Source organism: Streptomyces sp. NPDC127117, from assembly GCF_042677325.1.
GTDB lineage: Bacteria > Actinomycetota > Actinomycetes > Streptomycetales > Streptomycetaceae > Streptomyces.
In genome coordinates, this window is the sequence record NZ_JBHXTM010000003.1 from 41201 (window position 1) to 67502 (window position 26302).

The 26302-nt window shown below is 70.6% G+C and carries 23 protein-coding genes and 2 tRNA genes; 22 read left to right on the top strand and 3 right to left on the bottom strand.

Translation table 11 applies throughout. The features are described 5' to 3' along the window. Window positions 1–375: 375 nt before the first annotated feature. The 5 genes from proB to ACFVH0_RS03695 all read left to right on the top strand — a co-directional run bounded on the left by proB (window position 376) and on the right by ACFVH0_RS03695 (window position 5753). Window positions 376–1461: a glutamate 5-kinase gene (gene proB / locus ACFVH0_RS03675; protein ID WP_385818055.1), complete on the top strand. Its 1086-nt coding sequence runs from the start codon at window positions 376–378 to the stop codon at window positions 1459–1461. Between the two features lie 143 nt (window positions 1462–1604). Continuing rightward, window positions 1605–2105, top strand: coding sequence for a hypothetical protein (locus ACFVH0_RS03680; protein WP_385817827.1), 501 nt, complete (start codon window positions 1605–1607; stop codon window positions 2103–2105). A gap of 147 nt (window positions 2106–2252) precedes the next feature. After that, window positions 2253–3536 (top strand): glutamate-5-semialdehyde dehydrogenase, encoded by a 1284-nt coding sequence (locus tag ACFVH0_RS03685; protein ID WP_385817828.1) that lies wholly within the window; start codon window positions 2253–2255, stop codon window positions 3534–3536. 67 nt (window positions 3537–3603) lie between these two features. After that, window positions 3604–4203 (top strand): hypothetical protein, encoded by a 600-nt coding sequence (locus tag ACFVH0_RS03690; protein WP_385817829.1) that lies wholly within the window; start codon window positions 3604–3606, stop codon window positions 4201–4203. A gap of 407 nt (window positions 4204–4610) precedes the next feature. After that, a complete protein-coding gene (locus ACFVH0_RS03695; protein WP_385817830.1) occupies window positions 4611–5753 on the top strand; it encodes a hypothetical protein in 1143 nt (380 codons plus the stop codon). Here the strand turns inward: ACFVH0_RS03695 and ACFVH0_RS03700 are convergent. Continuing rightward, the gene (locus ACFVH0_RS03700; protein WP_385817831.1) at window positions 5665–6825 is read right to left on the bottom strand and encodes a M48 family metallopeptidase; all 1161 of its coding nucleotides are present in this window, start codon (window positions 6823–6825) and stop codon (window positions 5665–5667) included. The two genes, ACFVH0_RS03695 and ACFVH0_RS03700, sit on opposite strands and share 89 nt — an antisense overlap. Before the next feature lie 110 nt (window positions 6826–6935). Between ACFVH0_RS03700 and ACFVH0_RS03705 the strand changes: the two genes are divergently transcribed. The 7 genes from ACFVH0_RS03705 (at window position 6936) to ACFVH0_RS03735 (ending at window position 11130) form a co-directional block, all read left to right on the top strand. Continuing rightward, complete coding sequence (locus ACFVH0_RS03705; protein ID WP_177328010.1) at window positions 6936–7088, top strand: hypothetical protein; 153 nt, start codon at window positions 6936–6938, stop codon at window positions 7086–7088. An 84-nt stretch (window positions 7089–7172) separates the two neighbouring features. Further along, the gene (locus tag ACFVH0_RS03710; protein WP_164495212.1) at window positions 7173–7337 is read left to right on the top strand and encodes a hypothetical protein; all 165 of its coding nucleotides are present in this window, start codon (window positions 7173–7175) and stop codon (window positions 7335–7337) included. A gap of 38 nt (window positions 7338–7375) precedes the next feature. Continuing rightward, the gene (gene nadD, locus ACFVH0_RS03715) at window positions 7376–7993 is read left to right on the top strand and encodes a nicotinate-nucleotide adenylyltransferase (protein WP_385817832.1); all 618 of its coding nucleotides are present in this window, start codon (window positions 7376–7378) and stop codon (window positions 7991–7993) included. A 19-nt stretch (window positions 7994–8012) separates the two neighbouring features. Further along, window positions 8013–9755 carry an LCP family protein gene (locus ACFVH0_RS03720; protein ID WP_385817833.1) on the top strand — a complete coding sequence of 581 codons (1743 nt, stop codon included), beginning with the start codon at window positions 8013–8015 and terminating at the stop codon, window positions 9753–9755. A gap of 114 nt (window positions 9756–9869) precedes the next feature. Continuing rightward, window positions 9870–10301: a ribosome silencing factor gene (gene rsfS / locus ACFVH0_RS03725; protein WP_124717755.1), complete on the top strand. Its 432-nt coding sequence runs from the start codon at window positions 9870–9872 to the stop codon at window positions 10299–10301. Next, a complete protein-coding gene (locus tag ACFVH0_RS03730) occupies window positions 10298–10951 on the top strand; it encodes a histidine phosphatase family protein (RefSeq protein WP_385818056.1) in 654 nt (217 codons plus the stop codon). Before rsfS ends, ACFVH0_RS03730 begins: the two co-directional genes overlap by 4 nt. Before the next feature lie 106 nt (window positions 10952–11057). Further along, window positions 11058–11130: transfer RNA gene (locus tag ACFVH0_RS03735), tRNA-Ala, on the top strand. A gap of 59 nt (window positions 11131–11189) precedes the next feature. On the opposite strand, the gene ACFVH0_RS03740 is transcribed toward ACFVH0_RS03735, so the two are convergent. Then, window positions 11190–11969 (bottom strand): helix-turn-helix transcriptional regulator, encoded by a 780-nt coding sequence (locus tag ACFVH0_RS03740; RefSeq protein WP_385817834.1) that lies wholly within the window; start codon window positions 11967–11969, stop codon window positions 11190–11192. A gap of 230 nt (window positions 11970–12199) precedes the next feature. Between ACFVH0_RS03740 and ACFVH0_RS03745 the strand changes: the two genes are divergently transcribed. The 9 genes from ACFVH0_RS03745 to ACFVH0_RS03785 all read left to right on the top strand — a co-directional run bounded on the left by ACFVH0_RS03745 (window position 12200) and on the right by ACFVH0_RS03785 (window position 24531). After that, window positions 12200–13651: an MFS transporter gene (locus ACFVH0_RS03745; protein WP_385817835.1), complete on the top strand. Its 1452-nt coding sequence runs from the start codon at window positions 12200–12202 to the stop codon at window positions 13649–13651. A gap of 212 nt (window positions 13652–13863) precedes the next feature. Next, the gene (locus ACFVH0_RS03750; protein WP_015608461.1) at window positions 13864–14097 is read left to right on the top strand and encodes a hypothetical protein; all 234 of its coding nucleotides are present in this window, start codon (window positions 13864–13866) and stop codon (window positions 14095–14097) included. Between the two features lie 129 nt (window positions 14098–14226). Beyond that, window positions 14227–14299 (top strand) — tRNA-Ala (locus ACFVH0_RS03755). Between the two features lie 342 nt (window positions 14300–14641). Further along, window positions 14642–17515, top strand: a complete 2874-nt coding sequence (leuS, locus tag ACFVH0_RS03760) for a leucine--tRNA ligase (RefSeq protein ID WP_385817837.1) — start codon at window positions 14642–14644, stop codon at window positions 17513–17515. A gap of 160 nt (window positions 17516–17675) precedes the next feature. Beyond that, window positions 17676–18461: a hypothetical protein gene (locus ACFVH0_RS03765; RefSeq protein WP_385817838.1), complete on the top strand. Its 786-nt coding sequence runs from the start codon at window positions 17676–17678 to the stop codon at window positions 18459–18461. 108 nt (window positions 18462–18569) lie between these two features. Further along, the gene (locus ACFVH0_RS03770; protein WP_385817839.1) at window positions 18570–19415 is read left to right on the top strand and encodes a DegV family protein; all 846 of its coding nucleotides are present in this window, start codon (window positions 18570–18572) and stop codon (window positions 19413–19415) included. A 756-nt stretch (window positions 19416–20171) separates the two neighbouring features. Next, on the top strand, window positions 20172–20849 hold the full coding sequence (locus tag ACFVH0_RS03775) for a helix-hairpin-helix domain-containing protein (protein ID WP_385817840.1): 678 nt from the start codon (window positions 20172–20174) through the stop codon (window positions 20847–20849). Then, window positions 20846–23392 carry a ComEC/Rec2 family competence protein gene (locus ACFVH0_RS03780; RefSeq protein ID WP_385817841.1) on the top strand — a complete coding sequence of 849 codons (2547 nt, stop codon included), beginning with the start codon at window positions 20846–20848 and terminating at the stop codon, window positions 23390–23392. Before ACFVH0_RS03775 ends, ACFVH0_RS03780 begins: the two co-directional genes overlap by 4 nt. Before the next feature lie 254 nt (window positions 23393–23646). Next, window positions 23647–24531, top strand: a complete 885-nt coding sequence (locus ACFVH0_RS03785) for a YceI family protein (RefSeq protein ID WP_385817842.1) — start codon at window positions 23647–23649, stop codon at window positions 24529–24531. Between the two features lie 15 nt (window positions 24532–24546). Here the strand turns inward: ACFVH0_RS03785 and ACFVH0_RS03790 are convergent, their stop codons facing one another. Further along, on the bottom strand, window positions 24547–24792 hold the full coding sequence (locus ACFVH0_RS03790; protein WP_199883160.1) for a hypothetical protein: 246 nt from the start codon (window positions 24790–24792) through the stop codon (window positions 24547–24549). A gap of 122 nt (window positions 24793–24914) precedes the next feature. Between ACFVH0_RS03790 and holA the strand changes: the two genes are divergently transcribed. After that, window positions 24915–25901: a DNA polymerase III subunit delta gene (gene holA, locus ACFVH0_RS03795; RefSeq protein ID WP_385817843.1), complete on the top strand. Its 987-nt coding sequence runs from the start codon at window positions 24915–24917 to the stop codon at window positions 25899–25901. The last annotated feature ends 401 nt before the right edge of the window (window positions 25902–26302 follow it).

Consider the following 26302-nt stretch of genomic DNA (forward strand, 5'->3'; position numbering starts at 1 on the left):
CTGAAAATGGGCATGGAAAGCCACCCGCCGTGCACCCTATCGGCTGTTAGATGACCGAGACGCCTCAATGGTTGCCTATACCGACTCGGCGTGATTCTGCCGACAGCGTGCTGACGCTGCCCGAGGACCCGCCGCCATTCGGTACGTGCGCGCGTGCGAACGGCGCGCTGGAGCGGAACCATGGAGCAGCACCGTTCCAGGGTGTCACGGACCGCCCGCCGCGGATCTGGGATCCGGCGGATCCGGATCCCAGAGGGCGGAACGCGCGGGCGCCGTATCCGCCGCTCGCGTAGATTGCGGGGGCTGGGCGAGGCCGAATCATTGGGGATGGACGTGTCAGGGGCAAGGCAGGGCGTCACAGAGGCCCGCAGGATCGTGGTCAAGGTCGGTTCCTCATCCCTCACCACCGCGGCCGGCGGCCTCGACGCGGACCGCGTCGACGCGCTCGTCGACGTACTGGCCAAGGTGCGCAGCGGTGGGGAGCGCGAGATCGTGCTCGTCTCCAGCGGCGCCATCGCGGCCGGGCTCGCCCCGCTCGGACTGCTGCGCCGGCCCAAGGACCTGGCGAGGCAGCAGGCCGCCGCCAGCGTCGGCCAGGGACTGCTCGTCGCCCGCTACACCGCCTCCTTCGCACGGTACGGCGTACGCGTCGGCCAGGTGCTGCTGACCAGCAACGACACCAGCCGCCGCGCCCACTACCGCAACGCCTACCGCACCCTCGACCAGCTCCTGGACATGGGCGCGCTCCCGGTCGTCAACGAGAACGACACCGTCGCCACCGACGAGATCCGGTTCGGCGACAACGACCGCCTCGCAGCCCTGGTCGCCCACCTCGTCCGAGCGGATCTGCTGGTCCTGCTCTCCGACGTGGACGGCCTCTACGACGGCGACCCCAGCACCCCGGGCACCTCGCGGCTCGCCGAAGTGACCGGTCCCGGGGACCTCGCGGGCGTCACCATCGGCAGCGCCGGCAAGGCGGGCGTCGGCACCGGCGGCATGGTCACCAAGGTCGAGGCCGCCAGGATCGCCACCGCCGCCGGAGTCCCCGTCGTCCTCACCTCGGCGAGCCGGGCCGCCGACGCCCTGGCCGGCCGCGACACCGGTACGTACTTCCACCGCACCGGACGCCGCTCGGCGGACCGGCTGCTCTGGCTCGCCCACGCCTCCACCCCGCAGGGCTCGCTGACCCTGGACGACGGGGCCGTGCAGGCGGTCGTCGAACGCCACAGCTCGCTGCTGCCCGCCGGAATCGCCTCGGTCGAGGGCGAGTTCACCGCCGGTGACCCGGTGGAGCTGCGCGACCTCGAAGGCCGGCCGGTGGCCCGCGGACTCGTCAATTTCGACGCCAAGGAGATTCCGCAGCTGCTCGGCCGCTCCACCCGTGACCTGGCACGGGAGCTCGGCCCGGCCTACGAGCGCGAGGTCGTACACAGGGACGATCTGGTCGTACTTCACTCCTGACAAACCCCTGAAACGACTGAAAGTCCAGCCTCGGGGCAGAGACCTTCACGAAAACCGCCCCATCCCCGGCCGCGGGCTGGTCAACTTTGTAACGGGGAAACAGCGGGGTACAGCACAGCAAACGCATTCACAGGAGGCCGCCGGTGAGACGAGCGCGCCCGGGGGCGCCGCCCCGAGGAACGGGTGGCCGGGCCCTGACCAGCGTCGGAGCCGGTACGGGCTTCGACGGGAGCCGGACCAAGGAGCGAGGGGACGACCGGACCACCGGGTCCGAGCAGAGGGTGGTGAAGGAGGAACGCACCCCGTCGAGGCTGTGGCACATCACGCTCAGCGTCTCGGGAACCGCCACCCCGCTGACGGAGATCAGACGCGGACTCGAACAGCTCGCGCACGACCATCCCTTCCTGCTGACCAGCAGGTACGCCGACGACCACGCGGAGATCCGCTACTGGGAAGAGGCCCGCGATCTGCACGACGCGGCGGCCGTCGCGCTGCGGCTGTGGGGCGAGCACCGCTCCACGGCCAAGCTCCCGCCCTGGGAGATCGTCGGTCTGGAGGTCATCGACCGGGAGACGTACCACCAGCGCATCGCCGAGGGGTACGGTCCGCCCCCGGCCGCTCCGGTGGGGGTGCACCCGTACTGAGCGGACACCCCTCCCGGAGGGGCCGTCCTACTGGAGGGGCCGTCCCGCCGTGGGGGCCGTCCCACTGGAGGGGCCGTCCCGGTCGCGGCTGTCTCGCATCACGGGATGAGCGAGGGATGCCCGCAGTGTGCGCACTACCCTGCGGGCATGACCACGCTCTCGCCGTACGACAACATGTCCCCGGTCGTCCAGGCCGCCTACCGGGCACGTTCCGCCGCCGCCGACATCGCGCCGCTGCCGCGCGCCGCGAAGGACGACGCGCTGCTGGCCATCGCGGACGCGCTCGAAGTGCGGACGGCCGAGATCGTCACGGCCAATGCCGAGGATGTCGCCCGCGCCCGGCAGGCCGGTACCAGCGAGTCGATCATCGACCGCCTCACCCTCACCCCGGAGCGGATCCGTGCCATCGCCGCCGATGTGCGGGACGTGGCGGCTCTGCCCGATCCGGTGGGCGAGGTCGTCCGCGGCTCGACCCTGCCCAACGGCATCGACCTGCGGCAGGTCCGGGTGCCGCTCGGTGTGGTCGGGATCATCTACGAGGCCCGGCCCAATGTGACGGTCGACGCCGCGGCCCTCTGCCTGAAGTCCGGCAACGCCGTCCTGCTGCGCGGCTCGTCCTCCGCGTACTCCTCCAACGCCGCGCTGGTACGGGTGCTGCGCGACGCCGTCGGCGGCTCCGGGCTCCCGGCCGACGCGGTGCAACTGGTCCCGGGCGAGAGCCGTGACTCGGTACGGGAACTGATGCGGGCCCGCGGCCTGGTCGACGTCCTCATCCCGCGCGGCGGCGCCTCACTGATCCGCACGGTGGTGGAGGAATCCACCGTGCCGGTCATCGAGACCGGCACCGGCAACTGCCATGTGTACGTGGACGCGCAGACCGACCTCGACATGGCCGTGGACATCCTGATCAACTCCAAGGCACAGCGCCCGAGTGTCTGCAACGCCGCCGAGACGCTCCTGGTCCACAAGGACGTCGCCGCGCAGTTCCTGCCGCGCGCCCTGGACGCGCTGGCCGACGCGGGCGTGACCGTCCACGGCGACGAGCGGGTGCTCGAATACGCCGAGGGGTCCAAGGCCACCGTGGTCGAGGCGACACCGGAGGACTGGGAGACGGAATACCTCTCCTACGACATCGCCGCGGCCGTCGTGGAGTCGCTGGACGCGGCCGTCGCGCACATCCGGCTCTGGTCCTCCGGCCACACCGAGGCGATCGTGACCACCTCGCAGGCCGCGGCCCGCCGCTTCACCCAGCTGGTGGATTCCACGACGGTGGCCGTCAACGCGTCCACCCGCTTCACCGACGGCGGTCAGTTCGGCTTCGGCGCCGAGATCGGCATCTCCACGCAGAAGCTGCACGCCAGGGGCCCGATGGGCCTGCCGGAGCTCACCTCGACGAAGTACATCGTCACGGGCGACGGCCATGTCCGGTGACCTTCCCCGGCCGGTGAATGTTGCGGGCTCCCTGCCCAGAACGTCCCCGCGGGGCTAGTCTGGAGCCGTGCCGGACGACGTGGGGGGCAGGCCGTTCCCGGACGGCTGGGAGCCCGACGACGACCGCGGGGGCGCGGACGAGGACTTCGCCTCCGTGGTGTTCGACGAGGACTTCGTACGGGCCGCCGAGATCCATGAGCCGACCGCCGTGGAGCGGCTGCTGGCGGCCGCCCAGGCGCGCGCCGAGGCCGAGGCCTCCCGGGCCAGGGCGGGCGGCGGCCCGATGGACGACGAGCTCTACGACGACGGGTACGGCCCCGGCGCGTACAGCCGCGAGGGCGCCTACGACCCGCTGGACCCCGATGACGACGCGTACGGCAGCGGCGGGCCCTACGGGCGCCACGGCGGTGCTCTGCGGCCCTACCGGGGCGCGGCGCGCTGGCACCGGCCGGTGGCCTGGCTGCTCGCCGTGCTGATGGGCATCGGAATGGTCGCGCTGGCCTTCAGCGCCGTCTACCGCAACACCTCCGGCAGCCGCCAGGACCCCGCCCCGCCGCCCGCCACGACCGGCGTGGACAGCGCGCCGGGCTCCGCCCCCGACGCCACCCCATCGGCCCCCACGGGCTATCTGCGCCCCACGGTCTCCGCGATTCCCCGCACGGACTGAGGCCCACGCCGCCCGAGGAACGCTCGGCCTGGGGAGCGCTCGACCCGGAAGCGCTCGGCCTGGGGAGCGCTGGGCCGGGAAGCGCACGGCCCGGGAAGCGCTCGGCCGGGCAGCGCACGGACCGAGGCATATGCCGAAACGGTGTGCCCGCCGGGCCCCGGCGGAGCTACCGGCCGATTCTCCTGGTTCTCCCGTGGTTCGCTCCCGGCTCGGCGTTTATCGCGGTCGTAATCGACCTACCCTGAAGGTGTGACCCCTCTCTCCGAGGGGGCTTCTCACTCGTCCGTACATGCGCAGTCGTGCGACGTCATACGAACTCATGACGGGCAGGCCCTGTCCGAAGCCATCCGGCCGAAGCAGAGCGAAGCGTTCCGGCCCGGGTCGGTGACGTGGAGTCGGGAGAAGTCATGGCAGGCCGCGGAGAACCACCAGAAGGTCCGCCCGAGAGTCCGACGGGCGGAGGTGAGGACGAGTACAGGTCACTCGTCTTCGACGAGTCGTTCGTGCGCGCTGCCCGGCTGCAGGAATTCTCCGCCCAGGAGCGCATGGAGGACCACGCCCCCGCCGTACGCAGCCTGCCGGCCCGACGCCTGCGCACCGGCCCCCGAGCCGCCATCGCCCTGGTCCTCCTGATCGCCCTGGCCTTCGGAATGGCCGTGTACATGGGCCTTCGCCACCCCTACGAGGCACCTCTCGGCAGACGGGCCGAACCGCTGAGGTCGACCGTCGTACCCCTGGCACCACAGGGCGCCGTACCGGGCGGTGCTGCTGCCGCCCTCCTGGCCAAGAGCCCCGCCGCCGACTTCGGAACAGGTGCCGAAGGCATCAATCTGCCGGCGGTCAGGCGGACCGACAATTTCTCCGACAGTCAGGTGGCTACGGCCCTGACCACGGTCAAGGACTACCTGGTGGCCTCCTCGCTCGACCCCGACGTGCTCAACGGGACCGCGGCCCGCCCGGTGGAGATGCTGCTCGACCCGGACCAGACGGCCCAGTTCGAGCGCAGCATGAACAGGCCGCAGGACGACGGGCTGCACGCCGCCACCGGGTGGCTGGTGCGGTTCGACCGGGCGAAGGTGGCCCTGGCCTCCCCGGACATCCGGGTCCGGGGAACCCTGAGCTACACCGAGGAGGGCTCCGACACGCTTGAGGTGGTGTCGGACCACACCTTCACCTACACGCTCCGCCCGGCCGTCCCAGGGCCCCAATCGGCGGGCGGCGCCTCGCTCTTCACCGTACGGCGCGAGCTGCACTTCCGCTTCGACCGGGAGGACCTGCGGCTGCACCGGCTGGAGCTGCGCAGCAGCTACGTCCAGGCCGGACCGCAGTCGTGCCCGGCCGATACCACCGGTGCGCTGCGCCCGCTGCTTGCCGGGCAGCACGCCGTCTCCCGCGGCCCCGCGGGCACCGACCCGTACACGACGGGCAGGCCCACGGCGGCGCTGTGCGGAACCCTGACGGTCAGCTCCCCGCAGGCCCAGACCCGGTCCCCGGCCCATCAGGGCTCCGGGGCTCCTCCGGCCCCGCAGAGTCCGCCGAGCCGTCCGTAGCGCCGCCCTTGCCCGAACTCCCGCCCTTGGCCGCCGAGCCGCCCTGGCCGGTGAACTTGTCGCGGAGTTTGCCGCCCAGGTCCCCGGCGCCGCCCGCTATGTCGCCCACCAGCTTCATCAGCGGGTCCTTGCTGGTGCGCACCGTGTCCGCGTAGTGGGCCGCGGACTCCCGGAAGGAGTCGGTCACCGAGGTGTCCTTGTCCTCGTCGCGCCGCGGGTAGTGGCCATCCATGATCCGCTGGTAGTCGCGGGTCTCGGACCACTTCTTCAGCTCGGCCGCGCGCACCGTGGTGAACGGGTGCGAGCGGGGCAGCAGGTTGAGGATCTTGAGCACCGAGTCCCGCAGATCGCCGCCCTTCTCGTACTCGTCGGCCTGGGCGAGGAAGGCGTCCACGTTCATCTCGTGCAGGTGATTGCCGCCCGCGATCTTCATCAGACCGCGCATCGAGGCCTGAAGATCCTGGCCGACGAGCAGCCCGGCCCGGTCGGCCGACAGCTCGGACTTGCGGAACCACTCCCGCAGCGCCGTCACGATCGCCATGATCGCGACATTGCCGAGCGGGATCCAGGCGACCTTCAGCGCGATATTGGTGAGGAACAGCAGGATCGTGCGGTACACCGCGTGGCCGGAGAGCGCGTGTCCCACCTCGTGGCCGACGACGGCCCGCATCTCCTCCTCGTCGAGCAGCTCCACCAGCCCCGTCGTCACGACGATGATCGGCTCGTCGAGGCCGATGCACATGGCATTGGGCTGTGGGTCCTGGGTGACGTACATCGGCGGGACCTTCTCCAGGTCCAGGATGTAACAGGCATCGCGAAGCATGTCGTTGAGATGGGCGAACTGCGCGTCGCTCACCCGGACGGAGTCGGAGAGGAAGAGAAGTCGGAGACTGCGCTCGGGCAGCAGGCCGCTCAGCGTCTTGAACACGGTGTCGAAACCGCTCAGCTTGCGCAGGGCCACCAGGGCCGAGCGGTCCGCCGGGTGTTCGTAGGCCCGGGACGAGATCCCTGTGAAACGCCTGCGCTGCCTGCTCGGCACGTTCTCGTGGCTCTCGTGGCTGTGTTCGGTCATGAATGGCCCCCTGTTCGTACGAGATGTCGCTCGCCCCCCTGACAAATTCCAGCGTAGGTGCTGGGGCTACGGTGTGCGGGGGGCTGTGGATAACTGAGGAGACGCCCGACATGCCGCACACCGTTGCTCTGCTCGCCGCCGCATCCGGAGAGCAGGGGCCCGGCAACACGCTCCGTATCGTGCTGCTCGCCTCGCTCGTCGGAGCCGTGCTGCTCGGCTGGTTCCTGCTCCGCGGATACCGCAACGACGACAACAACGACTGAGTCGGCGTGAGCGTGCCCGGGGCGCACGCATACGATGTGCGCGACGTCTTCCTTCCGACTCCCGATCGATAGGTCCTGCCGAAGATGAGCCTCACGAGCACCGCACACCAGCTGGTCACTCTCGCCTCCGAGGGCGGCGAGCACGGTGGCAACCACGAAAGCCTCAGCCCGTACGTGACCGGAGGCGGTGCGTTCATCGCGCTGCTGCTCCTGCTGTGGATCACCACCCGCTTCAACCGCGACCGCTGAAGCGAAGGCGAACAGCTGTGCCAGTAGGCTCTGCACGCATGGGAGAGCAGAAAGTGCCTACCGGTCGCGGAAAGCGCCGACTCGGCGTGATGGGCGGGACGTTTGACCCGATTCATCATGGACACCTGGTGGCGGCCAGCGAAGTGGCCGCCCAGTTCCACCTCGACGAGGTGATCTTCGTTCCGACCGGGCAGCCGTGGCAGAAGAGCCACAAGCATGTCTCCCCGGCCGAGGACCGTTATCTGATGACGGTCATCGCGACAGCGTCCAACCCGCAGTTCTCGGTCAGCCGGAGCGACATCGACCGCGGCGGGCCCACGTACACCATCGACACTCTGCGGGACCTGCGCGCGATCCACGGCGACGCGGACCTCTTCTTCATCACCGGTGCCGACGCGCTCTCCCAGATCCTCACCTGGCGGGACGCGGAGGAGCTGTTCTCGCTCTCCCACTTCATCGGCGTGACGCGGCCGGGGCACGTGCTCACGGATGCCGGACTGCCGGAGGGCGGGGTCTCCCTCGTGGAGGTTCCCGCGCTCGCTATCTCGTCCACGGACTGTCGTGAGAGGGTCGCGCAGGGGGATCCGGTCTGGTACCTGGTGCCGGACGGTGTGGTCCGCTACATCGACAAGCGCCAGCTGTACCGCGGCGAATGAGCGACGCAGAGGGGCACCGGTGAACGACCGACAGAACGCGTACGACCCGTACTACCAGCAGCCGCAGATCATCGGCTACGACGAGTACGGACAGCCGGTGTACCAGCAGCCGCAGCAGGCCCAGCAGCAGCCGTACGACCCGTACGCGGCCCAGCAGCCGCAGCAGAACCAGCAGCCGCAACAGGCCGGCCAGGCGTACGGATACGACCCGTACGCCCAGCAGCAGCCGCAGCATGTGCAGCCGCAGGCGTACGACCCGTACGCGGCCCAGCAGCCCCAACAGCAGTCGCAGCAGCAGGCGTACGGCGGCTATGACGGCTACGGCTACGACACCGGCCCGCAGCCCGCCGCGGTCGACACCACCCAGCAGTGGAACATCCCGCAGCAGGCGGCCCCGCAGCCCGCCCCGCCCGCACCTGCCGCTCCGACCCCGTCGGAGCCCGCCCCCGAGCCCGGCGCCGGCGCCGAGCCGGACGCGGCTGTCCCCGGTCAGCGCCGCGCCGACCGCGACTACCGCACCGAGCAGTTCTCCTTCATCGAGGAGCCCGACGAGGACTCCGAAGACGTCATCGACTGGCTGAAGTTCACCGAGAGCCGCAGCGAGCGGCGCGAGGAGGCACGGCGTCGCGGCCGCAACCGCATGGTCGCGCTGATAGTCGTGGTGGCCCTGATCGTGGTCGGCGGTGTCGGCTACCTCTGGTCCGCCGGAAAGATTCCGGGCCTGTCCGGCTCGGAGAAGGACAACACGGCATCGTCGGGCCCGCAGAAGCGGGACGTCATCGTGGTCCATCTGCACAACACCAAGAAGGGCGGCACCTCCACGGCGCTGCTCGTCGACAATGTGACGACCAAACAGGGCACCACGGTCCTGCTCCCCAACTCGCTGGCGGTCGCCGACGACGGCGGCGCCACGACCACCCTCGGCAAGTCCGTCGACGACGACGGCACCACCGGTACCCGCGAGTCCATCGACACACTGCTCGGCACCGACATCAGCGGCACGTGGCGGCTCGACACCCCGTACCTGGAGACCCTGGTCGACCTGGTCGGCAATATCGAGGTCGACACCGACACCGAGGTGCCGGACACGAAGAAGGGCGCCGCACCCCTGGTGAAGAAGGGCGAGGCGCAGACCCTGAGCGGTCAGATGGCCGTCGCGTACGCCACCTACCGGGGGCCGGGCGAGGCCGAGACGAAGCAGCTCGTGCGGTTCGGGGAGGTCATGCGGGGCGTTCTGCGGAAGCTCTCGGACGACCCGAAGGCCGCCACGGTCACCGTGCAGACACTGGGGCAGATCCTCGACCCGTCGCTCCCCGAGAAGGACCTGGCGGCCTCCCTGGCGAAACTCGCCGAGCACGCCAAGGTCGGTGACTACAAGACGGCACTGCTGCCGGTGCAGGACGACGGATCGCTCACCGACGCGGCCACCGAGAGCGTCGTCAAGGACATCCTGGGCGGCACGGTCAAGGCTCCGGCCGCGGACGCGGCGGTACGGGTCGGTGTCAGGAACGGCACCGGGAACACGGACGGCACGGAGTCCGCGCGGATCAGGCTGATCAACGGCGGCTACACCTTCGTCGGCGGCGGAACGGCCGGGACGGCGGCAACGTCCGAGGTCGTCTACAAGACCGCGGCGGACAAGGGGAAGGCGACTCAGGTAGCCAAGACCCTGGGCCTGCCGGTGGACGCGGTGAAGCAGGGCAAGCCCGCCGCGAACGCGGATGTGTCGGTCGTGCTCGGCCAGGACTACAAGATCAAATAGTCATCATCCGGCCGCCCGGATGATGTCGATCCGATCCGCGAACAATCGCTGCGTGGGCTGTCGGCGGTCCGTGAGACCCTAGAGGTTGACCTGACCGCCGACGAAAGCCTGCTTGTGACCGCCACGGACCGCTCCATCGAGCTCATCAACGCCGCCGCTCAGGCGGCCGCCGACCGGCTCGCGCACGACATCATTGCGTACGACGTCAGCGACGTGCTGTCGATCACGGACGCCTTCCTGCTGGCCTCGGCCCCCAATGACCGCCAGGTCAAGTCGATCGTCGACGAGATCGAGGAGCGGCTCCAGAAGGAGCTCGGCGCCAAGCCGGTACGCCGCGAGGGCGACCGCGACGCCCGCTGGATCCTCCTCGACTACGTCGACATCGTCATCCACGTCCAGCACAGCGAGGAGCGGGTCTTCTACGCGCTGGAGCGGCTCTGGAAGGACTGCCCCGAGATCGCGCTTCCCGAGGACGCCGTCAAGACCCGCGGGAAGGCCGAGGAGCACGCCCGGCTCACCGGCAGCACGGAAGGTGAGCAGAGCTGAACCGCGGCGGAAGCGGCAAGGGCCGCAGGATAGTCCTCTGGCGTCACGGTCAGACGGCATGGAATCTGGAGCGCAGGTTCCAGGGCTCGACGGACATCGCGCTCACCGATGCCGGAGTCGGGCAGGCCCAGCGGGCCGCCCGGCTGCTGGCGTCGCTGAAGCCGGATGCGATCGTCGCCTCCGACCTGCAGCGGGCGGCGGCCACCGCCGCCGAGCTCGCCGCGATCACCGGCCTCGAAGTCGCACACGACGCGGGACTGCGCGAGACCTACGCGGGCGCCTGGCAGGGCCTCACCCACGAGGAGATCATCGGGCAGTACGGCGAGCAGTACGCCGCCTGGAAGCGCGGCGAGCCCGTGCGCCGCGGCGGCGGTGAGCTGGAGACCGAGGTCGCAGACCGGGCCGCCCCGGTCGTCCTCGGACACGCCGACAAGCTGCCCGAGAACGGCACGCTCGTCGTGGTCAGCCACGGCGGCACCATCCGCACCACCATCGGCCGGCTGCTGGGCCTGGAGGCGCACCACTGGGAAGGGCTCGGTGGGCTCTCCAACTGCTGCTGGTCGGTGCTGGGCGAGGGTGCGCGCGGCTGGCGCCTGCTGGAGCACAACGCCGGCACGCTGCCCGAGCCGGTGCTCGGCGACGACACCTGAGGGCTGCCCCGCGGCCCCCGGCGGCCGGATTTCACTTTCCGGCAGGTCACAGGCTAAAGTTCTTCTTGTTCGCGGCGCGGAAACGCAGAGAATCACAGCGAACAGCGGGGCTATAGCTCAGTTGGTAGAGCGCCTGCATGGCATGCAGGAGGTCAGGAGTTCAATTCTCCTTAGCTCCACAATCAGGATCCCGTCCCCGACAGGGGGCGGGATCTTTGCATTCCGACCCTTCGCCTCTTCACTTCTTCCGGCGCCGCCGCAACGCGGCGACCCGTTCCCCGCTCTCCTCGTCGGCCGGGGTGTACGCCACGATCCGGCACTCCGGCAGCCCATTGACGGACAACGACACCGAGGTCATCCGAATCTCCCCGGGCAATGCCCAGTGCCGGAAGGTCTTCACCCGTGGCCCGGGCGGGGCGACGTTCCCGCTGCGCCACAGCTCGGCGAAGTACGGACTGGCGGCCGAGAGCCGTTCGACGAACGACTCCCAGGCGGGGTCGCCCGCATGGCGCCCGTACGCGCCCCGCAGCGTGGCCACCATGATCGGCAGCTCCTGCGTCCGGTGGGCGACGGGACAGGTGTCCTCGGGTGCCGTGAACAGCGTCCACAGCACGTTGCGTATCCCCGTTCCCACGGCCTCGGGGACGGCGAACAGGTCCCGGTAGGCAGGATTGGTGGCCAGGATGTCGTATCTCGTGTTGTAGACCACGGCGGGATGCGGATCGAGCGCGTCGATGATGCCCTGGATCTCCGGCCCCACCTCGAAGACGTCGGACTGCCTGCCGGGCACGCAGGCCACCTCCGCCAGGCGGTAGAGGCGTTCGTGCTCCGATGCGTCCAGCCGGAGCGTGCGCGCCACGGCGTCCAGCACCTGCGGTGATGCGTTGATGGGACGGCCCTGTTCCAGCCAGGTGTACCAGGTGACGCCGACGCCGGAGAGCTGTGCGACCTCCTCGCGGCGCAGGCCGGGGGTGCGGCGGCGCAGCCCGGGGGCCATGCCCACATCGGCGGGTGTCACTCGCGCCCGGCGATTGCGCAGAAACGCCGCGAGCTCCGGGCGCCGCCGGGGGCGCTCCGTCCGAGGTGTCGTGCGCCCGCCCGGTCTGCCGTCCGATCCGCCGCCTGATGTGTCGTCACCGTCGTCACACCCCCATGCTCGGTGACCGCCAAGGGAGTTGCCAGGTGCTGTCGGTACCAGCATCAGCGGGCTCTCGTTACCCGTATTCGGCCGGGGCCGGGCTCGATGTCATGACGACGGCATCCGGGGCAACTCCACGTTCCACGACCAGTAAAGAACCCACCACTGACAACCGCTCCGGGAGAGTGCTCGCCCTGGTGCTCGCGGCCCAGTTCATGGCGCTGCTCGACATCTTCATCGTCAACGTCGCCGCGCCGACGATCCACAGCGAACTCCACACCTCCGGCGCCGGGTTGCAGCTCATCGTGGCCGGATACACCATCACGTACGCGGTGCTGCTCATCACCGGTGCCAGGCTCGGCGACCTGCTCGGACACGGCCGGGCCCATCTGGCCGGGCTCGGCGTCTTCACCGTGGCCTCGCTGGCCTGCGGACCCGCCGCGGGAGCCGGGCAGCTGATCGCCTTCCGGCTGGTGCAGGGCGCGGCCGCGGCGGTGATGATTCCGCAGGTGCTCAGCCTCATCCAGCGCCACTTCACCGGCGAGGCGCGGATCCGGGCGCTCGGCGCCTACAGCGCGGTGCTCGCCACCGGGGCGGCCGCCGGGCAGGTGCTCGGCGGAGTAATGGTCAGCGCCGATCTGTTCGGAGCGGGCCGGCGGCCGGTCTTCCTGGTCAACGTGCCCATCGGGCTCCTTCTGCTCGTGCTCGGCAGCCGGGTGCTGCCGCGCGAACCGCGCACCGCGCCCGGCAGGGTGCGGGCCAGGGCCCGCGGCCTCGATCTGCCGGGGCTGGTACTGCTTGCCGCCGCCGTCACACTGCTCACCGTCCCCTTGGTGCTCGGGCAGGAGCTGGACTGGCCGGTCTGGTCCCGGTTCTGCATGGCCGTCTCCATGGGGCTCTTCGCCGGTTTCGCGGCATACGAGTCGCGGCTGGCCGCGCGCGGTGGTGCGCCCCTGATCGCGCCCAGGGTGCTGTGTGTTCCCGGTATCGTCCGGGCGGCGCTGCGCATTCTCCTGGTGATGGCGATCAACGGCGGCTTCCTTTTTTGCCATGACGCTGCACGTCCAGGGGGTCTGGGCTATTCGCCGTTGTGGGCGGGGCTGATGTTCGCACCGACCGCGCTGGTGTTCGGCGTGGCCGGACTGACCTGGCGGCGGTGGCCCGCCGGGCTCCAAGGGGCCCTGGTGCCCGCCGGGTTCGCACTCGTGGCGGCCGCCTCCGTGGCCGTCGGAGTCCTGACGCGTGGGGGCGGCGACGGCGGTCCCGCGCTGTATGCGGCCTTTGCGGCGATGGGCGTCGGCCTGGCGCTGGACTTCAGCCCGACCCTCGTGAGGGCACTGGCTGACGTACGTCCCAAGGACGCGGCCGATGCGAGCGGCGTGCTGGTGACGGTCACCCAGCTCGGACAGCTGGCCGGCGTCGCCGCGTTCGGCACGCTCTATCTCAACCGCCTTGATACGCAAGGGACTCAGAGGTCGGGGCACGCGTTGCGGGTGTGCGCTCTCGCGCTCTCCGTTGCCGCTGTGGCGGCTGCGGCGGCGGGTCTCGTACGACGTAGGTGAACGGCCGGTTCTCCGGCGGGCTGCCCCTCTTGCGGGCTCATGGCAGAATCGGAGCGCCGGAGGGGGCGACGGACCGAACGGGAGGGAGCGCGATGCCTGCGAGCCGCCACGAGGTCCCGGACCTGCTCCTTGTTCCCGGTTTCCCCGCAGCCCCCGAGAACGGCGGGACCTCCTTCATGTGCACCGCCCGCGGCCAAAGCCGGAGCTGACCCATGGGTGCACACAGGCGGAAATGTGACTGGTGCGGCAGCGGTACGCCCATCGTCAGGGACATGGACCCGATCAACCCGGAGTACCAGTACTGGTGCGAGGAGTGCGCGCGGGCGCTGATCATAAAGGGCGACCCGATCGAGACCTATCGGGAGCTGGAGGGGGAGCCGATCTACGGTCGGCTGTTGGAGGAGCACTGCACGCTCAAACGCTTCTACTCCTTCGCCACGGCCTGACCCCTCCGGCCTCGGCCCAGGTGGTGCAGAACAGGTCAAATCGGTGCGGCCGGGAATCGATTTGGTGGACTGGCGGGGTCACCGGTAATGTTCTCGATGTCGCCAGGGAAACCGGGCAGAACACAGCACGGGGCTATAGCTCAGTTGGTAGAGCGCCTGCATGGCATGCAGGAGGTCAGGAGTTCAATTCTCCTTAGCTCCACAGTGAAGAACGAGAAGCGGGTCACCCACACAGGTGGCCCGCTTCTCTCGTCCACGCGTATGTCGATGGCGGAAGCCGGAGTTCCGCCCTACGGCCCGCCCGCCGCCCTGTCCATGGTTCGGTCACGCCCGGCCCGGCTCCGGGCCCGTGCGGTACCCTGACGCCATGCGTGCCGTACGCCTTCTGCTTAGCGAGCCGCGCTGATCAGTCCCGACCGGTGAGAATGCCTGGTCGGAATCGGCGCGGCGTCCCCTCCTGTGCGAGGGGATTTTTCGTTTCCGCAGACGCGTGTCCGTAGACATGGGCGCCCGGCAGATGACGATCGATGGAGCTTTGAGGATCATGAGCGAGACGACTTCCGCAGCCGAGACGGCTGCGCCGCACCGCTACACGGCGGCGATGGCCGCCGACATCGAGGCACGCTGGCAGGACTTCTGGGACGCCGAGGGCACGTACGAGGCGCCGAATCCGACCGGCGACCTGGCCGGCGATCCGGAGCTGGCCGCCAGGCCGAAGAAGTTCATCATGGACATGTTCCCGTACCCCTCGGGTGCGGGCCTGCATGTCGGTCACCCGCTGGGCTACATCGCCACCGATGTCTTCGCCCGCCACCAGCGCATGACCGGGCACAACGTGCTGCACACCCTGGGCTTCGACGCCTTCGGCCTGCCCGCGGAGCAGTACGCGGTGCAGACCGGTACGCACCCGCGGGTCTCCACCGAGACCAACATCGAGAACATGACCGCCCAGCTGCGCCGGCTGGGCCTGGGCCACGACAAGCGCCGCTCGTTCGCCACGATCGAGTCGGAGTACTACAAGTGGACCCAGTGGATCTTCCTGCAGATCTTCAACTCCTGGTACGACACCGAGGCCGACCGGGCCCGCCCGATCGCCGAGCTGGTCGCACAGTTCGAGAGCGGTGCACGCCCCACCCCGGACGGTCGTGACTGGAGCGCGCTGAGCGCCACCGAGCGCGCGGACATCCTGGGCGAGTACCGCCTGGCGTACGCCTCCGACGCGCCCGTCAACTGGTCGCCCGGCCTGGGTACCGTGCTGGCCAACGAAGAGGTGACGGCCGACGGCCGCTCCGAGCGCGGCAACTTCCCGGTTTTCAAGGCCAAGCTGCGCCAGTGGAACATGCGCATCACCGCCTACGCGGACCGGCTGCTGAACGACCTGGACGGGCTGGACTGGCCCGAGGCGATCAAGCTGCAGCAGCGCAACTGGATCGGGCGCTCCGAAGGCGCACGCGTCGACTTCCCGGTCGACGGCTCGGACAGCATCACCGTCTTCACCACCCGCCAGGACACCCTGTTCGGTGCCACCTACATGGTGCTGGCGCCCGAGCACGAGCTGGTCGAACGGATCATTCCGGCCGCCTGGCCCGAGGGCACCCACGCCGTGTGGACCGGCGGGTACGCGTCCCCGGCCGAGGCCGTCGCCGCCTACCGCAAGCTGGCCGCCGCCAAGTCCGACGTGGAGCGGCAGGCCGAGGCCAAGGACAAGACCGGTGTCTTCACCGGCGCGTACGCGACAAACCCGGTCAGCGGCGAGAAGGTGCCCGTCTTCATCGCCGACTACGTACTGATGGGCTACGGCACCGGCGCGATCATGGCCGTACCGGCGCACGACGCGCGCGACTTCGCCTTCGCGCGCGCCTTCGAGCTGCCGATGCGCTGTGTCGTCGAGCCGTCGGACGACCGTGGCACGGACCCCTCGACGTGGGAGGACGCCTTCGGCTCGTACGACGCGAAGCTGGTCAACTCCGCCAACGACGAGATCTCGCTGGACGGCCTGGGTGTCGTCGATGCCAAGGCGCGGATCACCGAGTGGCTGACGGCACACGGCGTCGGCGAGGGCACCGTCAATTTCCGGCTGCGTGACTGGCTGTTCAGCCGCCAGCGCTACTGGGGCGAGCCCTTCCCGATCGTCTACGACGAGGACGGCATCGCCCACCCGCTGCCCGAGTCGATGCTGCCCCTGGAGCTGCCGGAGGTCGACGACTACTCGCCGCGCACCTTCGACCCCGAGGACGCCGACACCCAGCCCGAGACCCCGCTGTCCCGGAACGCCGACTGGGTCGACGTCACCCTGGACCTGGGTGACGGCAACGGTCCCAAGAAGTACCGCCGCGAGACCAACACCATGCCCAACTGGGCGGGCTCCTGCTGGTACGAGCTGCGCTATCTGGACCCGAACAACGACCAGAAGCTGGTCGACCCGGCGATCGAGCAGTACTGGATGGGCCCGCGCGAGGGGCAGCCGACCGGCGGTGTCGACCTGTACGTCGGCGGTGCCGAGCACGCCGTACTGCATCTGCTGTACGCCCGCTTCTGGTCCAAGGTCCTGCACGACCTGGGGCACATCTCGTCCGCCGAGCCGTTCCACAAGCTGTACAACCAGGGCATGATCCAGGCGTTCGTCTACCGGGACAGCCGCGGCATCGCGGTCCCGGCGGCCGAGGTCGAGGAGCGCGACGGGCAGTTCTACTACCAGGGCGAGAAGGTCAGCCGCGTCCTGGGCAAGATGGGCAAGTCCCTGAAGAACGCCGTCACGCCGGACGAGATCTGCACCGAGTACGGGGCGGACACGCTGCGGCTGTACGAGATGGCGATGGGCCCGCTGGACGTGTCGCGGCCGTGGGACACGCGTGCCGTCGTCGGCCAGTACCGGCTGCTGCAGCGGCTGTGGCGCAATGTCGTCGACGAGGAGACCGGTGAGGTCACCGTCGTCGACACGGAGCCGGGCGAGGAGACGCTGCGCGCGCTGCACAAGGCGATCGACGGGGTCGGCCAGGACATGGCCGGGATGCGCTTCAACACGGCGATCGCCAAGGTCACCGAGCTGAACAACCACCTGACCAAGGCGGGCGGGCCGCTGTCCCGGTCCGTCGCCGAGTCGCTGGTGCTGCTGGTGGCGCCGCTGGCACCGCACATCGCCGAGGAGCTGTGGCGTCGGCTGGGCCACACCGGGTCGGTCGTGCACCAGGACTTCCCGGTCGCCGATCCGGCCTACGTCGTGGACGAGACCGTGACCTGTGTCGTGCAGGTCAAGGGCAAGGTCAAGGCGCGCCTGGAGATCTCCCCGTCGATCACGGACGAAGAGCTGGAGGCGCTGGCCCTGGCCGACCCGGCCGTGGTGGCGGCGCTGGACGGTGCGGGTATCCGCAAGGTGATCGTCCGGGCACCGAAGCTGGTCAACATCGTCCCGGCGTGATGCCGAGACGTTCCCCGTGAGGCGCTGAACGCGCACGCGGCGGTGTTGGGGTGTTCCCCTACGGGCAGGTTGAGGGTTCCGATGGAACCCTCAACCTGCCCTTTCCGTTTACGGTGGAGGGGCCGGCACCGGCGGCCGAAACGACATTCGAGGGGCGCTCATGGAAGCCGTGATCCTGATTCTGGGGTTGCTCTTTTTCGCGTTCGTGGCCCTGGGCGTGTACGCGGGTGTCAAAGCCGTAGGCGCGGCGAAGCGAGGTGTCGACCGCACGATCAGCCAGGCGCGCCGCACCGTCGAGGAGACCACGCTGCGGGCGAAGAGCTACGGGCAGACGGGCGTGGGCGGAGAGCTGGCGCAGCTGCGGCTGGCACTGCGGACATCCATGCGGGCCACGCAGGAGGCGCTGCGGGCCGGAGCTGCCGAGGACGCTTCGCTCTCGGAGTCGCTGGGCCTCTTCCAGCGGCTGAGCGTGCACGGCCGGGAGCTGGACGAGGAGCTGAAGAAACTGGAGCGGGAGCCCGACAGGGCGACCGTCGCCTCACTGCTGCCGAGCCTGAAGCAGCGTACGGAGCGGATCACGCACTCCGCGGATTCTCTGCGATGGGCCGCGCGTGACCGGGCACGGCAGTTCTCCGACGACTCGCTGGACGCGCTGAACGCACAGATCGATGTGGAGGCGGGGGCGCTCCGGCACTGGACGGTGGAGCCGGACGAACCGGTCCAGGGGCAGAACGGCCCGCAGCAGGGCGACGCGAGCGGTCGGAGCCGGGGCCAGAGCCAGGGCCACCGGAGCCAGGCACCGGGGCACGATCAGCAGCAGCAGCCGGGGCAGGGGCAGGGGAGCGGGTCGGGTGACAGCGAGGCCCGGGCGATCACGGCTTCCGACCCGAGACGGCAGACCGGATACCCGTGGCAGAAGGCCCCCCGGTCCGAGACGACGAACTGACACATTCGATGACCGGTGGTGACCGGATGCGGTCCGAAGGGATCAGGAGAGATCATTCGGTCGGGGTCGGACTGCCAGGACACGGACTCGCCAGGTAACCTCCCGCTCATGTCCCGCCATGTCGCGATCGTCACCGATTCCACGGCCTACCTGCCGCCCGAGACGATGGAGCGGCACGGCATCACCGCGGTGCCGCTGACCGTCGTCCTCGGAGATCAGGCTCTGGAGGACGGTACCGAGATCTCGGCCCGGTCCCTTGCGGTGGCGCTCCAGAAGCGTCGTCCCGTGACCACTTCCCGGCCGAGTCCCGAGGTGTTCGCCGCCGCATACCGGGCAGCGGCCGAGGCGGGGGCCACCGGCATCATCTCGCTGCACCTCTCGGCCGAAATCTCGGGTACGTACGATGCCGCCCTGCTCGCGGCGAAGGAGGCGCCGGTCCCGGTCCGTGTGGTGGACACCGGGATGGTCGCCATGGCCCTCGGATTCTGCGCCCTGGCATCGGCGGAGACGGCGGAGGCGGGCGGAAGCCTGGACGAGGCGGTCGCGGCCGCGGAGAAGCGGGCCGCAGGCACCTCGGCGTACTTCTACGTCGACACGCTGGACTACCTGCGCCGCGGCGGACGCATCGGTGCCGCACAGGCGCTGCTGGGGTCGGCTCTCGCCGTGAAGCCGCTGCTCCAACTGGACGGCGGACGCATCGAGCTGCTGGAGAAGGTACGGACGGCCTCGAAGGCGATCGCGCGCCTGGAGGAGATCGTCGCGGAACGGGCGGGCAGCGGCCGCGTGGACATCGCCGTGCACCACCTCGCGGCCCCCGAACGGGCCGAGCGTCTCGCGGAGCGGCTGCGTGAGCGGGTGCCGGGGCTGGTCGATCTGCACGTGAGCGAGGTCGGCGCGGTGATCGGTGCGCACACCGGCCCCGGTCTGCTGGGGGCAGTGGTCTCGCCGCGTTGATCGGCCAGCTGGCCGGCCGGGCGTGCCAGGTGACGTCCTGAGTGTTCCGGTTGTCCTGAGCGTCGTGGGTGTTCTGGGTGCCTTGGGTGCCTTGGGTGCCTTGGGTGTCACTCTTGTGAGTGGTCGAGATATCCACAACTGGTGGGTTGTCCACCGGAATTGGGACTGCTCGGCGGATTCGGGCGGATGTGCCTACCGTCGTGAGGCATGGCACCCCGATCACATCGTGCAACCAGCGGAAGCGGCAGCGGTCCCGGCAGGGCCCCGGCCTCGGACGGCCGTGTTCGTAGCGGCCCCGGTACCGGACCAGGTGTCGGCGCCGGGCCGGGCTTGGGGCCGGGCCCCGGGCCCGGTCGGCGACGGACGTCGCGCCGGGGTGCGGACACCGTAGCCGCGGCGTCGCGCCGACGGGCGGACGCGCTGATGACGGGTGCGTACGGAGGGCGGGTCGCGAGGCCCGTGTTGGGGGTTGCCCCGGCTCGGGTCTCGGCTCCAGCCTCGTCTTCGGAGTCGGGGCCGGAGCCGGTGTCGGAGCCGGTGTCGGAGCCGGTGTCGGCCCTAGTTTTAACCCCACCCCCGACTCCGGCCGCGCGTCCAAATCCAAGTCCGAGGTCGCGTCCAAATCCGGTTGGGGCTGCGGCTGGTGCTTCCATTTCTGCGCGGGGCTCGGCTTCAGCGTCGGTCGCCGTTCCGGTTTCCGGAGGGGCGGGGCGGTGGCGGGAGCGGGTTGTTCCCGCGCTGCGGGAGCGGCTCCCGGTGTGGCTGCAGCTCAGGTGCGGGCTGGAGCCAAAAACCCTTGCCGCGCTGGCCGTTGTCCTGGTCGCGGCCGGAGTCTTCGCCGCAGTGCACTTCTGGTCCGGGCGGCCACACTCCGTGCGGGCGCCCGATCCGGTCGAGGAGGCCGCGCACGCACGGACACCGCCCCCGGCGCCGGACGGCGTCGGGGAGCCGGAGCCGTCGCCGGGACCGCCGCCCGGGACAGGTCCGGGCGGACACATCGTCGTCGATGTGAGCGGAAAGGTGCGAAGGCCCGGTATCCGTCAACTGCCCTCCGGAGCAAGGGTCGCCGATGCGTTGCGCGCGGCGGGCGGAGTCCGGGACGGAGCGGACCTCACCGGGCTCAACCGGGCGCGGGTGCTCATGGACGGAGAGCAGATCGTGGTGGGCGCCCCGCCCGGCCTTTCAACTTCCGGTGGGACGACAGGAGTCGCGACGGGCAGTGGTGGCGGGAGTGCCGCAGCGGGTCCGGTCAGTCTCAACACCGCGACCGTCGAACAGTTGGACACGCTGCCGGGTGTCGGCCCGGTTCTGGCCCAGCACATTGTCGACTACCGAACACAGCACGGCGGCTTCCGGTCCATCGATGAATTGCGCGAGGTCAACGGGATCGGTGATCGAAGGTTTGCCGACCTTCAACCATTGGTGGGGCCATGAGCCACCTGGACGTCCATGCGGCGTCCGGCACTCGGCTCGGCGTCTCCGAGCCGCGACAGGAGGGTCCGGCCGATCTCCGCCTGGTCCCGCCTGCCATGGCGGCCTGGGCCGGAGCGGCACTGGCGTTGAGCGCGCCGGGGCGGTGGACCACGGTGGGCGTGGTCCTCTGCGTGGGCGCGGCCATGGTGCTCCTGGCCATGTCGGGGGCCTTCGCAGCCCGTGCATCTCGTGCATCTCGTGTATCTCGTGCATCCGGCGGGCGGTGGCGGTCACGGGCCACGGCTACTGCCACCGCTGCGGTGTTGCTCTGTGCGGCGGCCGGGGCCGTGGCGGCCGGGCTGCACGGAGCGGACGTACGGCAGGGGCCGGTCCATGAGTCGGCCGAGCGGTTCGTGAGGGTCGAGGCGGAGGTGACGGTGACGTCCGATGCCCGGCGGACCACGCCCCGGGTCCGGGGCGACCACAGCACACCCGCCGCCCTCCTCATGGATGCCGAGATCACCTGGTTGGCCGGGCCCGACGGTGCGGTCACGGGGCTGAGTACGCCAGTGCTGCTGATCGTCTCGCCCGGCGGATCGACCGGGCAGTGGCAGCAGTTGCTCCCCTCCACACACCTGCGCATCGGCGGCCGGCTGGCGCCACCACTGCACGGCGGGGAGCACAACGCCGCCGTACTGCGACCCGAGGGCAAGGGGCCGCCTCGCATCATCGGGCCTCCTTCCATCCTCCAGCGCACGGCAGGCGCGCTGCGTGGCGGGCTGCGGCAGGCGACCGAGCGGCTCGATCCCGATGCGAGGGCCCTGCTGCCGGGTCTGGTGGTCGGCGACACCTCACGGATCACCCCCGAACTGCACGAAGCGTTCAAGGCCGCAGATCTCACCCACCTGATGGCGGTCTCCGGCTCCAACCTGGCGATCCTGCTCGTCCTTCTCATCGGACCGCCGGGCATAGCAGTCCGTGCCGAACGCGGCGGGCTGGCACCCCGGCTGGGGTTTTCGCTGCGGCTCACGGCGCTGCTCGGCGGCGGGCTCACGCTGGCCTTCGTCATCGTCTGCCGACCCGAGCCGAGCGTTCTGCGGGCGGCGGCTTGTGGACTGATCACTTTGCTGGCCATCGGCACGGGGCGGCGGAGATCGCTGATCCCCGCGCTGGCCGCCGCGGTCCTGCTGCTGGTGCTCCACGACCCGTGGATGGCGCGCAGTTACGGCTTCGTTCTCTCCGTGCTGGCCACCGGCGCCCTGCTGACCATCGCCCCGAAGTGGAGCGATGCGCTGCAACGGCGCAAGGTTCCGGCCCGGCTCGCCGAGGCGCTGGCCGCGGCAGCCGCCGCGCAGGCGGTGTGCGCGCCGGTGGTCGTGTTGCTCGCCTCCCGGGTCAGCCTGGTGGCGATCCCATGCAACCTGCTGGCCGAGCTGGCGGTGGCGCCGGCCACGGTCCTCGGGTTCGCCGCGCTCGCCCTGGCGCCGGTGGCCATGCCCGTGGCGGAGTTGCTCGCCCGGATCGCGGGATGGCCTGCCGGTTGGATCGCCACGGTGGCCCGCACCGGGGCGGCCCTGCCCGGGGCGGAGATCGACTGGCCCGACGGCGGGAAGGGGGCGGTGCTGCTCACCGCGCTCACCGCTCTGGTGGTGCTCTTCGCCCGCCGGATCGTTCGCCATCCTTGGGTCTGTTCGGCCACCGCGCTGCTGTTGGTCCTCGCGGTGCTGCGCCCGGTGCCGCTCACCCGGGTGCTGACCGGATGGCCGCCGCCGGGCTGGGCGTTCGCGATGTGCGACGTGGGGCAGGGGGATGCCCTGGTGCTGGCCGCCGGGGACGGTGCGGGGGTGGTCGTCGATGCCGGTCCTGACCCTTCACTCGTCGACCGGTGCCTTCGGGACCTGGGCATCACCGAGGTGCCGTTCCTGATCCTCACGCATTTTCACGCCGACCATGTGCGGGGCCTGCCCGGGGTGTTGCGGGGCAGGGCGGTAGGGGCGATCGAGACGACGAGCCTGGACGAACCGCCGGACCAGGTCGCGTTCGTACGGAGAACGGCGGCCGAATCGCACGTGCCCCTGGTTCGGGCCGCCCCGGGGGAGCGTCGCCGGATCGGGGCGCTCGACTGGCGGGTCCTCTGGCCGGCGAGCGCCACGGGGCCCGGCGGAATACCGACGGGCCCGGGTGCCGGTCCCGTACCGCTGGAGCCGAACGATGCCAGTGTCACCCTGTACGTACGGACCGGAGGGCTGACCCTGTTGCTCCTGGGGGACCTCGAACCACAGGCCCAGCAGGGGGTGTTGCGCAGATATCCCGTGCTGCCGAGGGTGGATGTGCTCAAGGTGGCGCATCACGGCTCCGCCCATCAGGACCCGGCGCTGCTGCGCAGCGCGCACCCGAGGTTCGCCCTGGTGAGCGTGGGGAGGGACAACCCGTACGGTCATCCGGCCGCGCGTACCGTCGATGCGCTCAGAGCGGGCGGCGCAGTGGTGCTGCGTACGGACACCGATGGCGCGATCGCCGTGACGGGCGCAGGGCCGGGGCTGCGGGCGATGGGCCGGCCATGACCACCAGCCTCATGGTCAAGCCAGCCCCATGGTCAAGCCAGCCCCATGACCACCAGCCCTGGCGGTGACGGTGATACCAATTCGGACCTTCGGTAACACCTCCACCCAAGACACTTCAAGCCCTTCTGATCTGCTCTGTTTGCCTCGAACGGCACAATGGTGATCGAATGCATGCTCGTCGGTGGGCCGCTGCTCCGACGGAGACGTCCAGCCGCCGGGCCCCAAGGTGAATCGTCCCCGGGGGAAGGTGGAACATGTTCGGTCGTTGGCTGAACGCCAGGCGAGCGGCGGGTTCGGCGCAGGGCAATGCCCTGGCCGGGCTGGAGGTGCCGCGTACTGCCGGTTTGCTCAGTTGCCGGGTGCTCGACCCGGTCAACGAGGTCGTGCCGCTGGCCGAGTTCGTGGTCACGGACAGCGCGGGCCGCAAGGTGTTCGGCGGTGAGACTGACCCGTTCGGCAACGTCCTGGCCACCGTCCCGGCCGGTGAGTACCGGCTCGCCGTCACGGCCGAGGGCTTCACCCCGTTCCACGCGTCGGCCACGGTGGTCGAGGGCGGTCACGCGAGCCTGGGCGATGTGACCCTGCAACTGTCCGCGCCTCCGCAGCTGCCCGCGCCGGGGGAGTGGGAGGTCGAGCCGATGCACTCGCAGATCGGCTTCACGGCCCGGCACATCGGCCTTGCGCGCATCCATGGCCGGTTCAACAACTTCGCGGGTGTCGTGCGGATCGCCGACCGCATGGAGGACTCGGCCATGCACGTGATCATCGATGCCGCGTCGATCGACACGAATGTCCAGATGCGGGACGACCATCTGCGCTCCAGCGACTTCCTCGACGTCGGGCGTTACCCGACGATGGAGTTCTACAGCGAGCGCTTCGTCCACCGGGGCGGTACCCGCTGGGGCGTGACCGGTGCGCTCACCCTGCACGGCGTCAGCCGCACGGTCACCCTGGACACCCAGTACCTTGGCCTGGGCAACGGCCTGGAGGGCGAGACGCGCGCCGCCTGCCGGGCCACCACGGAACTGCACCGTGAGGACTTCACCCTCACGTGGCAGACCATGCTGGCCCGCGGCATCGCGGCCGTGGGCTCCAGCATCTCCATCGACATGGACATCCAGATCGTCCCCAAGAGCTGAGCCGCCAGCGGCCCGTCAGGGCGCTTCGAGCCACCCCTCGTACTCCGCGGCGAAGGCATCCAGCGCCGAGGAGTCCAGCCGCCCGGACGGGTCCTCCACGACCACCAGCCACTGGGCGTCCTCGGCGTCGTCCTCGCCGGCCAGCGCGTCGCGTACGAGCTGAGGCTCCTCGGCGACCCCGAACCGGTCGGCGAGCTCCCCGGCCACCTCCTCCGCGGCATCGCGGTCGGGCAGCACCAGCACATGTCTCACATCACTCACCGGCCCATTCTCCCGCACGGCGACAGCACGGCCCCGGCCCGGTGGGCCCGGTGGGCAGGGAGGGCAGGGAGGCCGGGGCCGTCACCGGGGGTTGTCGGTGCTGCATGGGATGCTGGACGGCGATGGCCACCAGAAGGAATTCCACCGACGACCCGCTCGCCCCCCTCACGCTCGCCGTGGGCCAGGAGGACCTGCTCCTCGACCGCGCCGTGCAGCAAGTGGTGGCGGCGGCCCGGGCCTCCGACCCCGACACGGATGTCCGCGACCTCACCTCCGATCAGGTCCAGCCCGGCACCCTCGCCGAGCTGACGAGCCCGTCGCTCTTCGCCGAGCGCAAGGTGGTGATCGTGCGCAATGCGCAGGACCTCTCCGCCGACACGGTCAAGGACGTCAAGGCGTATCTCGGCGACCCGGTCGAGGAGATCACCCTCGTCCTCCTGCACGCGGGCGGCGCCAAGGGCAAGGGCCTGCTGGACGCGGCGCGCAAGGCAGGAGCCCGGGAGGTCGCGTGCCCGAAGACGACCAAGCCGGCCGAGCGGCTCTCGTTCGTACGGTCCGAGTTCCGGGCGCTGGGGCGTTCGGCGACGCCCGAGGCGTGCCAGGCGCTGGTGGACTCCATCGGCAGCGATCTGCGGGAGCTGGCGAGCGCGGTCTCGCAGCTCGTCGCGGATGTCGAAGGCACCATCGACGAGGCGGTCGTCGCCCGCTATTACACGGGCCGCGCCGAGGCGTCGAGCTTCACGGTCGCCGACCGCGCGGTGGAGGGGCGGGCCGCCGAGGCGCTGGAGGCGCTGCGCTGGTCGCTGTCGACCGGAGTGGCGCCGGTGCTGATCACGAGTGCGCTGGCACAGGGCGTACGGGCGATCGGCAAGCTGTCCTCGGCCCGTGGCGGCCGGCCCGCCGACCTGGCCCGTGAGCTGGGTATGCCGCCGTGGAAGATCGACCGGGTGCGGCAACAGATGCGTGGCTGGACGCCGGACGGCGTGGCTCTGGCGCTGCGGGCGGTCGCGGACGCGGACGCGGGGGTCAAGGGCGGCGGAGACGACCCGGAGTACGCCCTGGAGAAAGCCGTGGTCGCGGTGGCGCGGGCGGCACGGTCCGGACGGTGAGCGGGGTGGGGCGGGGTGGGGTGGCCAGTGATCCCCCCCGTCCCCGACACCCGTCCCGTCCGCGTGCGCCAGGGGGCTGACTCCCTCAGGGCACCCGCCCCGAACACCGCCCCCACGCGGCTCGGCCCCCTGGCCGCGTACGCCACGGGACTCGCCCGGGGCACCCGCCCCGAGCGTCGCTCCGTCCCCGACCGCTTACGCCAGGGCACCCGCCCCGAACACCGCCCCCACGCGGCTCGGCCCCCCGGCCGCGTACGCCAGGGGACTCGCTCAGGGCACTCGCTCCGAACGGCGCCCCGCGCCGCCCCCTGGCCGCGTACGCCACGGGACTCGCCCGGGGCACTCGCCCCGAGCGTCGCTCCGTCCCCGACCGCTTACGCCAGGGCACCCGCCCCGAACAC